The 11,389-nt window shown below is 65.8% G+C and carries 12 protein-coding genes; 2 read left to right on the top strand and 10 right to left on the bottom strand.

The window, feature by feature from the left end; all coding sequences use genetic code 11:
* Positions 1 to 232: 232 nt before the first annotated feature.
* From MTR66_RS10575 to hisN, 8 genes are all read right to left on the bottom strand, one after another.
* Positions 233 to 982, bottom strand: a complete 750-nt coding sequence (locus MTR66_RS10575) for an SDR family NAD(P)-dependent oxidoreductase (RefSeq protein WP_243920694.1) — start codon at positions 980 to 982, stop codon at positions 233 to 235.
* Positions 983 to 1,007: 25 nt separating this feature from the next.
* Entirely contained in the window at positions 1,008 to 1,889 is an 882-nt protein-coding gene (locus MTR66_RS10570) for an aldose 1-epimerase family protein (protein ID WP_243920691.1), read from the bottom strand.
* A gap of 152 nt (positions 1,890 to 2,041) precedes the next feature.
* Positions 2,042 to 4,441: a phenylalanine--tRNA ligase subunit beta gene (gene pheT / locus MTR66_RS10565; RefSeq protein ID WP_243920689.1), complete on the bottom strand. Its 2,400-nt coding sequence runs from the start codon at positions 4,439 to 4,441 to the stop codon at positions 2,042 to 2,044.
* Positions 4,442 to 4,458: 17 nt separating this feature from the next.
* A complete protein-coding gene (gene pheS / locus MTR66_RS10560) occupies positions 4,459 to 5,541 on the bottom strand; it encodes a phenylalanine--tRNA ligase subunit alpha (protein WP_243920727.1) in 1,083 nt (360 codons plus the stop codon).
* 135 nt (positions 5,542 to 5,676) lie between these two features.
* Complete coding sequence (gene rplT / locus MTR66_RS10555) at positions 5,677 to 6,036, bottom strand: 50S ribosomal protein L20 (RefSeq protein ID WP_243920688.1); 360 nt, start codon at positions 6,034 to 6,036, stop codon at positions 5,677 to 5,679.
* A gap of 13 nt (positions 6,037 to 6,049) precedes the next feature.
* The gene (gene rpmI, locus MTR66_RS10550) at positions 6,050 to 6,253 is read right to left on the bottom strand and encodes a 50S ribosomal protein L35 (protein WP_021232722.1); all 204 of its coding nucleotides are present in this window, start codon (positions 6,251 to 6,253) and stop codon (positions 6,050 to 6,052) included.
* Positions 6,254 to 6,412: 159 nt separating this feature from the next.
* Complete coding sequence (locus MTR66_RS10545) at positions 6,413 to 6,850, bottom strand: gamma-glutamylcyclotransferase family protein (RefSeq protein WP_243920686.1); 438 nt, start codon at positions 6,848 to 6,850, stop codon at positions 6,413 to 6,415.
* On the bottom strand, positions 6,847 to 7,629 hold the full coding sequence (gene hisN, locus MTR66_RS10540; RefSeq protein WP_243920684.1) for a histidinol-phosphatase: 783 nt from the start codon (positions 7,627 to 7,629) through the stop codon (positions 6,847 to 6,849). Before hisN ends, MTR66_RS10545 begins: the two co-directional genes overlap by 4 nt.
* A gap of 170 nt (positions 7,630 to 7,799) precedes the next feature.
* Between hisN and MTR66_RS10535 the strand changes: the two genes are divergently transcribed.
* Positions 7,800 to 8,744, top strand: a complete 945-nt coding sequence (locus MTR66_RS10535) for a helix-turn-helix domain-containing protein (protein ID WP_243920682.1) — start codon at positions 7,800 to 7,802, stop codon at positions 8,742 to 8,744.
* 31 nt (positions 8,745 to 8,775) lie between these two features.
* Here MTR66_RS10535 and MTR66_RS10530 read toward each other — a convergent pair whose 3' ends face one another.
* Both MTR66_RS10530 and glpX read right to left on the bottom strand, forming a co-directional pair.
* Positions 8,776 to 9,711, bottom strand: a complete 936-nt coding sequence (locus MTR66_RS10530) for a ribose-phosphate pyrophosphokinase (protein WP_243920680.1) — start codon at positions 9,709 to 9,711, stop codon at positions 8,776 to 8,778.
* Between the two features lie 168 nt (positions 9,712 to 9,879).
* The gene (glpX, locus tag MTR66_RS10525; RefSeq protein ID WP_243920678.1) at positions 9,880 to 10,863 is read right to left on the bottom strand and encodes a class II fructose-bisphosphatase; all 984 of its coding nucleotides are present in this window, start codon (positions 10,861 to 10,863) and stop codon (positions 9,880 to 9,882) included.
* A gap of 117 nt (positions 10,864 to 10,980) precedes the next feature.
* Between glpX and MTR66_RS10520 the strand changes: the two genes are divergently transcribed.
* The gene (locus MTR66_RS10520; RefSeq protein ID WP_243920676.1) at positions 10,981 to 11,376 is read left to right on the top strand and encodes a hypothetical protein; all 396 of its coding nucleotides are present in this window, start codon (positions 10,981 to 10,983) and stop codon (positions 11,374 to 11,376) included.
* Positions 11,377 to 11,389 lie beyond the last annotated feature (13 nt).

The following is an 11,389-nucleotide window of genomic DNA, read 5'->3' as shown; positions in this document are numbered from 1 at the left end:
TGCGAGATGATAGCGAAAGTACGGCGCGAATTGCTCATCCGCGCGCCTTTACTGGCGGGCGCGGCTTACCGCAATGTCTGGCGCCAATCACTGTTGCACCCCACCGTTCGTGTCGAGCGAAGTCGAGACACGTTAGCCCGGTGTCAGCGTGTCTCGATTTCGGGCTAAAAGCCCGAAGTTTATCCTGAGCATGACGAAGGGCTCGACACGAACGGGAAGGCGCGTGTTAATCCTATGCGTCCCGCGCCACCTGAAAGCCCGCGAAGGACTGCGCCACGGGCATCACTTCCAGCGTGTTGACGTTCACATGCGGCGGCTGGCTGGCGACCCAGAGCACAGTTGCGGCGATATCCGGCCCATCCAGCGGACGCATTCCCCCGTAGAGCGTATCCGAGGCCTCCTGATTGCCGCCGGTGCGCACCAGCGTGAATTCAGTTTCCACCATGCCCGGCTCAATCGAGGTCACGCGCACGCCAGTGCCGGACAGATCGCACCGCAGGCCCAGCGAGAACTGGCGCACGAAAGCCTTGGTCCCGCCATAGACGTTGCCGCCGGTGTACGGATAAGTCGCCGCCACCGAAGCGAGGTTCACGATCACCGCCTTGCTCTCGATCAGCGCGGGCAGCAGCTTGTGGGTGAGCGAGACCAGCGCGGTGACATTGGTATCGATCATCGTCTTCCAGTTGGCGAGATCGGCGTCCTGCGCCTTTTCGGTGCCCAGCGCGAGGCCGGCATTGTTCACGAGGCAGTCGATCTTCGAAAAACCCTCCGGCAAGGCCGCGAGCGCGGCATCGCGGGCCTCTTCGTCACGCACATCGAACACGCAGGGGTGCACGCGGTCCGCGCCCAGTTCCTCGACCAGCGCTTCGAGCCGTTCCGCCCGGCGGCCGGTGGCGATCACCTTCCAGCCGGCCTCCACGAATGCGCGGGCACAGGCTTCGCCGATACCGGCAGTGGCGCCGGTGACGAGAACGGTCTTCATGGCAAGCTCCTATTTAGGCGCCCATTCAATCGGCTGTCAGCACCGTCACGTCCATGCGGAAGGTGCGGGCCGCGCCGGGGGCCAGATTCACGATCCCCGGCTTCTCGCGGAAATCGCCCGAAAAGCCAACCGGGTCGGCATGGCCCTGCCAGGGCTCTATGCACAGGAACGGCGCGCCGGGCTTCTGCCAGAGCCCCAGCATCGCCGTATCCGGGAACGCCACGGCAAGCTGCGCCCCGCCGGGCGTGCCGAAGGTGAGCGAGCGGCTGGCCATATCGGTCCAGATCATCGCATCCGCTTCGAACAGCGCGGGATCGAGCGCGAGGTGATGCCCCTCGACCGGCGTCGGCTCCCCCTCCGGCAGCAGCAGGCCCGTCACCGGATCGACGCGACGCACCGGCTGCGGCTCGGGGCTGGCAAAAGCGATTACATGGTCCGCCTTGTCCGCATCGCCGGGCAGGGGCCAGGCGAAAGCCGGATGGTAGCCGAAGCTGAACGGCAGCGCCGCATCGCCGGTATTGCGCACGGTCGCGGCCATATGCAGCGTCGTGCCGTCCAGCGCGAAAGCCATCTCCAGCGCGAAGGCGAAAGGATAGACCGCGCGCGTTTCCGCGCTGTCGCGCAGGCGAAAGCAGGCGTGGCCCTCGGCCGCCTCCACCGTTTCGAAAGCCGAACGGCGCGCGAAGCCGTGGCGGGGCAGTTCGTATTCCTGCCCGTCCAGCCGGTAGCGATTCGCATGGAGGCCGCCCACTATGGGGAACAGCAGCGGCGCATGGCCCGGCCAGAAAGCCGGATCGCCATCGGTCATGAACTCGCGGCCCTGCGCATCGGCGAGCGACCAGAGTTCGGCGCCGAAGGGATGGATCCGGGCGGTGAGATCGCCGGAACTGATGGTCACGAATTCCATTTCCGGCACCGGCGATCTCCTAAGGCTTCGCATTCAGGTTCCCGCGCGCCCGCATTCGCCATGGCGAGCGGAGCGAAGCAATCCAGGGCGGTTACCACGCGCTCTGGATTGCCACGGCCCTTCGGGCCTCGCAATGACGATGCGAAGGGGATTTACCCCCTCAGCACGGCCCCGAGCTTGGCGGCAGCGGCCGTCACCTTGGCAGTGATCGCCTTGAGGTCGTCTTCCTTATAGCTCTTTTCGAGCGGCTGGAGTGTGACTTCCAGTGCCAGCGATTTCTGCCCTTCGGGAACGCCCTGTCCGCGGAAATCGTCGAACAGGCGGGCCGAAACGATGTTCGCCTTGTCCGCGCCCTGCACCACGCGCACCAGATCTCCCGCCGGCAGGTCTGCCGGGACGAGGAAGGCATAGTCGCGCGTCACCGCCTGCAGCGCGGGCGGCGCGTAGGAACTGCGCGCGAAAGTGGCGGCGCCCTTCTTGCCGGGGATGGCATCGAGATAGATCTCCACCACGGCCACCGGGCCCTCGATGTCGAACTGCCTGGCTGCCGTGGGATGCAGCATGCCGAAGCGTGCGAGCACGTTCCTGGGGCCCAGCCGCAGCGTCCCCGACTGGCCGGGATGGAACTGCGGCCCGGCCTCGCCCATGACCTGCAGCTTGTCCGCCGGAGCCCCGGCATCGGCCAGCAGCGCCAGCGCTTCGGCCTTGGCGTCATAGGCATCGAACGGTACCGCCTTGCCCGTCGCCCAGCCGCGCGGGGCCTTTTCGCCCGCAAGCACTACGCCCAGCGTCATGCGCTCGTCGCTCGCTCCGGCCTTGCCGCGCAGATAGCGGCGGCCGAGTTCGAACAGCCGCAGCGAAGACGCCCCGCGATCGAGATTGCGCTTCACCGCCGAGAGCAGCCCCGGCAGCAGCGAGGGACGCATGACCTTCATGTCCTCGCTGATCGGGTTGGACAGGGTCCACAACCCGCCATTCCCCTCGGAGAAGACATCGGCTTCGGCCTGCGGCAGGAACGACCATGTTACCGCCTCGTGCAGTCCGCGCGCGGCTGCGGCGCGGCGCACACGGCGCTCCAGCTTCTGCGCCGGAGTGGCGGTCGGCCGGGCGACGCCATCGGTGCGCGGCAAGGCCACGCTCTCGACCTTGTCGAGGCCGTGGATGCGCACCACTTCCTCGACCAGATCGGGCGCGCCATCCACATCGGGGCGCCAGCCGGGCACGGTAACGGCCCAGGCCTCACCCGCCACGACCGTGAAGCCGAGCGCTTCGAGAATGCGCTGCTGTTCCTCAAGCGGAACCGCAACGCCGCCCAGCTTCCCGGTCAGCGCCGGATCGAATTGGACCACCTTCGGCGCCGTGGGCGCGGCACCTGCCCGCACCACGCCCGAGGCCTCACCGCCGCACAGCGTCTGGATCAGCTTGGTCAGATGCGCGAGACCCTGATCGAGGAAATCCGGATCGATGCCGCGCTCGAACCGCGCGCGCGCATCCGAAGTGAGATTGAGCTTGCGGCCGGTCCGGGCAATCCGCTCGGGATCGAAATAGGCGATTTCGAGCAGGATATCGGTAGTCCCGTCCTCGCAGCCCGAATGCTCACCGCCCATGATCCCGGCGATGTCGTGCACGCCGCTGTCGTCGGCGATCACGGTCATGTCCGAATCGAGCGTGTATTCCTTCTCGTTGAGCGCCAGCACCGTCTCGCCGTCCTGCGCGCGGCGGGCGAAAACCGCGCCATTCAGCTTGGCCAGATCATAGGCGTGCGCCGGGCGGCCATAGGTCAGCATCACGTAGTTGGTCGCATCGACCAGTGCCGAGATCGGGCGCTGTCCGGCGGCCTTGAGCCGGTCCTGCAGCCACTGCGGTGAGGGGCCGTTCTTCACGCCCTTGATAACCCGGCCATAGAACGCCGGGCAGCCCTCGGGATCGTCAGTGCGAATCTCGACCGGGCACGGGAAGGCGCCGGGAATGTCGAGATGTTCGATCGGCTTCAGCGTGCCGAGGCCCGCCGCCGCCAGATCGCGGGCAATGCCGTAGAGGCCCATGCAGTCCGGCCGGTTGGGCGTGATCGCCACGTCGATCACCGGATCGGCGCCGTGGTATTCGGCAAAGGGCGTGCCCACCGGCGCATCCTCGGGCAGTTCGATGATGCCGTCGTGATCCTCGCCGAGTTCGAGTTCGCGCGTCGAGCACATCATGCCGTTCGATTCGACGCCGCGAATGGCGGACTTGCGCAGGACCATGCCGTTCGCCGGAACCGATGCGCCCGGCAGGCCCAGCACGCCGACCAGACCGGCACGGGCATTGGGCGCGCCGCAGACCACCTGCAGCGGCTGGCCGTCGCCGGTATCGACGCTGAGCACCTGCAGCTTGTCCGCATCGGGATGCTTCGCCGCGGTCAGCACTTTGGCCACGCGGAAGCCCGCGAGCTTTTCGGCCGGGTCCTCGATACCTTCGACTTCGAGGCCGATGGCGTTGAGCCTGGCGGCGACCTCTTCGGCCGTCGCATCGGTTTCCAGATACTGCTGGAGCCAGGAGAGCGAGAATTTCATGTGTTCTTTCCTTCCGCTCAGGCTGGCGTGCCGACACCGCCCGAAAGGGTCGGCACGTCGAGGGCGGAGAAGCCGTAGTGGGAGAGCCAGCGGACATCGCCGTCGAAAAAGGCGCGCAGATCGTCCATGCCGTATTTCAGCATGGCGAGGCGATCGACGCCGATGCCGAAGGCGAAGCCCTGCCATTCGTCGGGATCGAGCCCGCCCGCCTCGACGACGCGGCGGTTGACCATGCCGCTGCCCAGCACTTCCATCCAGGCATGGCCCGGCGCATCGCCCGAACCGCCGACCACGCGGCGTCCGCCTTCATTGGCATAGCCCACGTCCACTTCCACCGAAGGCTCGGTGAAGGGGAAGTAGCTGGGGCGCAGGCGCAGGACGATATCGTCGCGCTCGAAGAAGGCTTTCAGAAACGTTTCCAGCGTCCACTTGAGGTGGCCGAGGTGAATGTCCCGGTCGATCACCAGCGCTTCGATCTGGTGGAACATCGGCGTGTGCGTGGCGTCGCTGTCCGAGCGGTAGACGCGGCCCGGCGCGATGATGCGCACCGGCGCGCCTTCGGCCAGCATCGTGCGAATCTGCACCGGCGAGGTGTGCGTGCGCAGCACCATCTCGCGGCCCGCCTCGTCCCGGTCAGGAAAATAGAAGGTATCGTGCATCGCGCGCGCCGGGTGGCTTTCGGGCATGTTGAGCGCGGTGAAGTTGTGCCAGTCGTCCTCGATCTCCGGCCCGGTGGCGACGGCAAAGCCCATGTCGGCGAAGATTTCGGCCAGTTCGTCCATCACCTGCGAGACCGGATGCACCGAACCGCGCGGCAGTTCCGGCGCGGGGAGCGAAAGGTCGATGGTCTCGGCCGCCAGCTTCGCTTCGAGCGCGGCCGCTTCCAGCGCATCCTTGCGCGCGGCCAGCGCCGCCGTCACCGCCTCGCGCAGGCCGTGGATCTTCGGCCCTTCGGCCTGCCGCTCTTCCGGGCTCATCTTGCCCAGCGTCTTGAGCAGGCCGGAGACCGAACCCTGCTTGCCCAGCGCCGCAACGCGGATCGCCTCAACCGCCGCGAGGTCGGCCGCCCCGTCGATCGCGCCGAGCAGTTCGGCCTTCATGTTTTCGATGTCGCTCACTTCACTTCCTCTCGCGAATCGCAATGGCGCCTCAAGATGACGCGAAAAGGGCGCGGCCCGCACTTGCCGGCCACGCCCTTTCGGATCGCGCTGTAAAACGAAACCTTCGTGCCAGGCTTACGCCGGCAGCGCTGCCTTCGCCTGCGCGATGACGGCGGTAAAGACCGCGCCTTCGTTCATCGCGAGATCTGCCATCGCCTTGCGGTCCAGCTCGATGCCGGCGAGCTTAACGCCGTGCATGAACTGCGAGTAGGTAAGGCCTTCGGCGCGGACGGCAGCGTTGATGCGCTGGATCCACAGGGCGCGGAAGCTGCGCTTCTTAACCTTGCGGTCGCGGTAGGCGTACTGGCCGGCCTTTTCGACGGCCTGGCGAGCAACGCGGATCGTATTCTTGCGGCGGCCGCGGTAGCCCTTGGCCTGGTCCAGAATACGCTTGTGCTTGGCGCGGGTGGTGACACCCCTCTTGATACGGCTCATCGGTCAGTACTCCTCAGTTGAGCCCGTAGGGCGCCCACTTCTTGATCGTCTTGGCATCGGCGTCGGAAATGACTTCGGTGCCGCGATTCTGGCGGATGTACTTGCCGTTATGGCTCATCAGGCGGTGGCGCTTGCCGGCCACGCCGTGCTTCACCTTGCCGGTGGCAGTGAGCTTGAAGCGCTTCTTCACGCCGCTCTTGGTCTTCAACTTGGGCATTTTCGTCTCCTGTTCAGGGACACGTCCCACCGGCCCTGGCAGCCCTTTTCGCCAGACCGGCCCGCGAATCTCTTTGTGAAAGACTCAAGTCGTGTCGATTGAAGGGCGGGCCTTTAGTGCGGGAAGGGGCGAAAGGCAAGAGTGCAAAGCCCCGCCTGCTCATGCCCCGTTGCGCAAGGTCGAGAACGGCTGGCGCCGCGTGCGCCGCAGCCAGTCCGCGAAATCACCCCCGGCAATCGCCGGAGCACCCGGCGGCAAGCCAATGCGCCACAGATAAACTTGCGCCGGGACGCTCCCCCCGCCGCCCGTTTGCACGGGCAGGCAGGCACGGCGGTACTCTGGCCCTTCATAGCGGTCCAACAGCGAGAGATCGCCCAGCGCCAGAGCAAGTTCGCACAGCGTGCCCTGCACCCGGCTGCCGGACTTCGCAGGCACCAGCGCCGGAAACCAGCCGTTGCCCCCCTGAACGGCAAAGAGGCGGCCGGGTACACAGGCCGCCTCGCTGCGCACCAGCCGCCCCTTGATCCAGCGGGCCATGCGCGTCCCCGCCTGCGGCTGCAACGTGCCGTAGACGAAAAGACGCGCCGGGCGGCTCAATGCTGGCAGGCCAGCGCTTCGACCACGTCCTCCAGCCGCGCCGGATCGCCGATCGCCAGCACATGCCCTTCCGATGCGGCATGGAGCGGATCGCCGTTCCAGTCGCACATCGTGCCGCCCGCACCTTCGACGACCGGCACCAGCGCCGCCCAGTCGTGCAGCTTGAGGCCTGCCTCGCAGACGAGATCGATCTGCCCGCTCGCCAGCAGCCCGTAGTTGTAGCAATCGCCGCCCATCATCATCCGGCGGTGATCGGTGCGCGCGGCCAGCGCCATGAAGTGCTCGCCCTGATGATCGTCGAAGTAATGCGGCCCGGTGGTCGCCAGCATGGCGCCGGACAGTTCGCGGCACGCACGGGTGCGCACCGGCTTGCCATTGAAGGTGGTCGGCTGCCCGCTGGCGCCAATCCAGCGTTCGCCCAGAATCGGCTGGTCGATGATGCCCAGCACCGGCCAGCCATCGACCAGCAGCGAGATCAGCGTACCGAAGATCGGACGGCCCGCAATGAAGGACACGGTGCCGTCGATGGGATCGAGCACCCACGTGCGTTTCGAGGAACCTTCCTTCGTGCCGAACTCCTCGCCGATGATCGTATCCTGCGGCACTTCGGCCTGCAGGATATCGCGCATGGCTTCCTCGGCCGCGCGGTCGGCTATCGTCACCGGCGAGGCATCCGCTTTGCGCTCGGCATCAAGACCGCTGCGGAAATGCGGACGGATGGCAGCACCGGCCGCTTCGGCGAGCCGGACGGCAAGGGCGATGTCCTGTTCGATCTTCATGCCTGCCCTGTGCGCATGGCGCGGCACTCCGGTCAAGGTGCGGCTCCATATTCGGCGAACCTGTAATTTAATGGTAGGGAACAACACCCCTATGTGGGTTTTCCCACGTTGCACGAGTGTTTCACGCGACGTAATGCGGATTTCCAAGGGGTCGCAGCAAGAGTGGGGGCATGAACCACAATAAACGCCCGGCGTTCGATCCAACGATCGCGCCGGAACAAGGCTTGACGAAGGATGGGCAGCCCCTGTCCTACAACCGCGCGCCCGCGCCCGATCTGGCGCCGTGGATCGCACGCCTTTACGTAACCAAAGTCGCCGCTCCGGACGGCTACACGCTGTCGTGCGGGCTGTTCAACGATACGGCCTGCGTGCGGATTCAGCTCGCCGGTGCGTGGACGGCCGAAACCGCAACCGGGCACGAGGAGTTCGGCCAGGCGGCCTTGTTCTTCGGCCCTCAGTCGAAGCGGATGCCGGTGACGGTCACCGGCAGCTTCATCAGTGTTGGCGTTTCCTTGCGTCCAGGCGCCTGCACGGCCTTGCGCGGACCGAAGCTGAGCGACTTCATCGACCGCCTGATCCCCACGACGGCCGTCGCCATGCCCTCGGACAAGGTTCTGTCGATGCTGCCGCCCGACGGCATGCCCGAAGACTGGCTGCAAACGCTGGAGAGCCTCATCCGCAGGCGGGTGGAACACATGGAGGGCGCGCTGCCCGATCCGGTAGCCGCCCGCTTCGAGGAGATCACTTTCAGCGATCCCGGGATGTCCGTCAGCGAAGCGGCCCAGCTATGCGGTGTCGAACGCCGCAAGCTGGAACGCGTGGCCAACCGCGATTTCGGGATGTCGCCCAAGCAAGTGATGCGCCGGGCCCGTGCGCTGGATATGGCCAGTCACCTGCGCGGCGTGGCCGATTCGGACGAGGGGGAGGAAATGGCTCTTCGCTATTACGACGAAAGCCACCTGATCCACGAATTCACGGCCTTGTTCGGCATGTCGCCGCGCCAGTTCGTGAAAGCGCCGCAGCCGATTCTCACGCTTGCGCTCGAATCGCGCCAGGCCCGCAGACTGGAAGCGCTCAAGCGGATCGCACCTGGCGCCGCGCGGCCCTGGGAATAGGCCCAGCGCTACCGGGCCGGGCCCGCAGATATCAATCGAACAGGCTGGAAACCGAGCTCTCGTCCGCGATGCGGCGAATCGCCTCGCCGACCAGCGGGGCAATCGTCAGCACGCGGATGCGGTCGGACTGCTTGGCGGCCTCGGTGGTCTGGATCGAATCGGTGATCACCAGTTCCTTCAGCGCCGAATTGCTGACGCGCGAAACCGCCGCACCGGACAGGACACCATGGGTGATATAGGCCGTGACGCTGGCCGCGCCCTCGTCCAGCAGCGCCTGCGCCGCGTTGCACAGGGTGCCGCCCGAATCGATGATGTCGTCGATAAGGATGCAGGCCCGGCCCTTCACGTCGCCGATGATGTTCATCACTTCGGACTGGCCAGGACGGTCGCGGCGCTTGTCGACGATGGCCAGCGGCGCATTGTCGAGACGCTTGGCCAGCGCACGGGCGCGCACCACGCCGCCGACGTCGGGCGAAACCACCATCAGCGACTGGTCGCCGTAGCGGGCCTGAATATCGGCCGCCATGACCGGCGCCGCGAAGAGGTTATCGGTCGGGATATCGAAGAAACCCTGGATCTGCCCGGCATGCAGATCGACCGACAGCACGCGGTCCGCGCCGGCCTCGGTGATCAGGTTGGCCACCAGCTTGGCCGAGATCGGCGTGCGCGGGCCCGGCTTGCGGTCCTGGCGGGCATAGCCGAAATAGGGCACCACCGCCGTTATGCGCTTGGCCGAGGCACGGCGCAGCGCGTCGATGCAGATCAGCAGCTCCATCAGGTTGTCGTTCGCCGGATAGCTGGTGGGCTGCACCACGAAGACATCCTCGCCGCGCACGTTCTCGTGAATCTCGACGAAGATCTCCTCGTCGGCGAAACGGCGCACGCTGGCATCGGTAAGCGGCAGTTCCAGATATCCCGCAATCGCGCGGGCAAGCGGAAGGTTGCTGTTACCGGACATGATCTTCATGGCGAATCCCTCAAACAAGTGGCCGGAGGTGCTGGCTGGCCGCGCCCGCCTCTAGCCATGCGTCATGCGATTGCAATAGAGCGCGCACCGTTTTCACCGGCAGCCGGTACAGAAAAGGCCGGGTTCAAGAGCCCCGGCCTTTGCAAATTGACAGGTCACACCGGCCGGTCAGACCGTGCGGTGCTCACCCTTGATCCAGCGCACCGTGCCGGAGCTGGCGCGCATCACCACGCTTTCGGTGGTCATCCTGCCGCCCTTGAGATGCTTGACGCCATCGAGCAGCGAGCCGCTGGTCACGCCGGTGGCGGCAAAGATGCAGTCCCCCTTGGCCAGCTCTTCCAGCTTGTAGATCTTGTTCAGATCGGTGATGCCCCACTTGCGGGCGCGGCCGCGCTCGTCATCGTTGCGGAACAGCAGGCGGCCGTTGAACTGGCCGCCGACGCAGCGCAGCGCCGCCGCGGCCAGAACGCCCTCGGGCGCGCCGCCGGAGCCCATGTACATGTCGATCGTGGTGTTCTCGTCGGTCACCGCGATCACACCGGCCACGTCGCCGTCACCGATCAGCACCACGCCGCAGCCCAGGCCGCGCAGTTCGGCGATCAGCGCCTCATGGCGCGGACGGTCGAGCACGCAGACGATGATGTCTTCCGGCTTCACACCCTTGGCCGCGGCCACGGCCTTAACGTTCTCCGTCGGGCTCTTGTCGAGATCGATCACCCCTTCCGGATAGCCGGGGCCAACCGCGATCTTGTCCATATAGACATCGGGCGCATTGAGCAGGCCGCCTTCTTCGGCCGCCGCCAGCACCGCCAGCGCGTTCGGACCGGCCTTGGCGGTGATCGTCGTGCCTTCCAGCGGATCGAGCGCGATATCGATCTTGGGGCCCTTGCCGGGTGCGCCACCGACCTTCTCGCCAATGAAGAGCATCGGGGCTTCATCCCGCTCGCCTTCACCGATGACAACCGTGCCATCCATGTAGAGTTCATCAAAAGCCTTGCGCATGGCTTCGACAGCGGCATGATCAGCAGCCTTCTCATCGCCTCGGCCGACCAGGTTCGAAGCAGCAATCGCAGCAGCTTCGGTAACCCGAACCATTTCGAGAACAAGAACGCGATCAAGGACTTTACTTGCGGGAGTCGGCTTTTCAGACATGTTCACTCCGGATTAATCCTGGGAGGAAAGGTTTGGCCCGCTTAGACAGAGGAATTCAAATTGTCGAGAAGCTGGAAAGTCCTTTTCGCTATTGCAGCAATCGCCCCCGCCCCGGCGATGGCTCAAACGGCGGACAAAACGCCGGGCAATGTGAGTGAAGAGGACCGTGCCATAGCCGAAAATATGCTGGGTACGGGGCAAATCACGCCCGACCGTTCGCGCAATCACTGCCTGCGCACCATCAAGCAGGGCGAAATCGTGGTCTGCGCCCCCGACGAAGAGGAATTCCGCGTCAAGTCCACTGCGGAATTGGATCCCAATTCGCCGGAAGCGCTCGACGATGGCCGGCTGCATACGCCCGATGTCGCGGGTGCGGGTATCTTCAAGGGCAAGGCGACGGCTTCCTTCGGCAGCGTCACTGTGCCCTACATCATCGATCTGTCGGAGATTCCCGAGGCCCCGGCCGGTTCGGACGCGGACAAGATCGCCAAGGGCGAAATGCGCGCGCGCTGAACCGGTCCCAGGC

Source organism: Novosphingobium beihaiense (assembly GCF_022832375.1).
Taxonomy (GTDB): domain Bacteria; phylum Pseudomonadota; class Alphaproteobacteria; order Sphingomonadales; family Sphingomonadaceae; genus Novosphingobium; species Novosphingobium beihaiensis.
Note: the sequence above shows the minus strand (reverse complement) of the source record. Positions and strands in the feature narration are given on the sequence as shown.

Excerpts from the sequence above, each read along its gene's own strand:
- hisN (WP_243920684.1), bottom strand. The coding sequence starts at position 7,629 with ATGAAGATCGAACAGGACATCGCCCTTGCCGTCCGGCTCGCCGAAGCG.
- MTR66_RS10570 (WP_243920691.1), bottom strand. The coding sequence starts at position 1,889 with ATGGAATTCGTGACCATCAGTTCCGGCGATCTCACCGCCCGGATCCAT.
- glpX (WP_243920678.1), bottom strand. The coding sequence starts at position 10,863 with ATGTCTGAAAAGCCGACTCCCGCAAGTAAAGTCCTTGATCGCGTTCTT.
- MTR66_RS10530 (WP_243920680.1), bottom strand. The coding sequence starts at position 9,711 with ATGAAGATCATGTCCGGTAACAGCAACCTTCCGCTTGCCCGCGCGATT.
- MTR66_RS10575 (WP_243920694.1), bottom strand. The coding sequence starts at position 982 with ATGAAGACCGTTCTCGTCACCGGCGCCACTGCCGGTATCGGCGAAGCC.
- MTR66_RS10535 (WP_243920682.1), top strand. The coding sequence starts at position 7,800 with ATGAACCACAATAAACGCCCGGCGTTCGATCCAACGATCGCGCCGGAA.
- pheT (WP_243920689.1), bottom strand. The coding sequence starts at position 4,441 with ATGAAATTCTCGCTCTCCTGGCTCCAGCAGTATCTGGAAACCGATGCG.
- pheS (WP_243920727.1), bottom strand. The coding sequence starts at position 5,541 with ATGAAGGCCGAACTGCTCGGCGCGATCGACGGGGCGGCCGACCTCGCG.
- rplT (WP_243920688.1), bottom strand. The coding sequence starts at position 6,036 with ATGAGCCGTATCAAGAGGGGTGTCACCACCCGCGCCAAGCACAAGCGT.
- rpmI (WP_021232722.1), bottom strand. The coding sequence starts at position 6,253 with ATGCCCAAGTTGAAGACCAAGAGCGGCGTGAAGAAGCGCTTCAAGCTC.
- MTR66_RS10520 (WP_243920676.1), top strand. The coding sequence starts at position 10,981 with ATGGCTCAAACGGCGGACAAAACGCCGGGCAATGTGAGTGAAGAGGAC.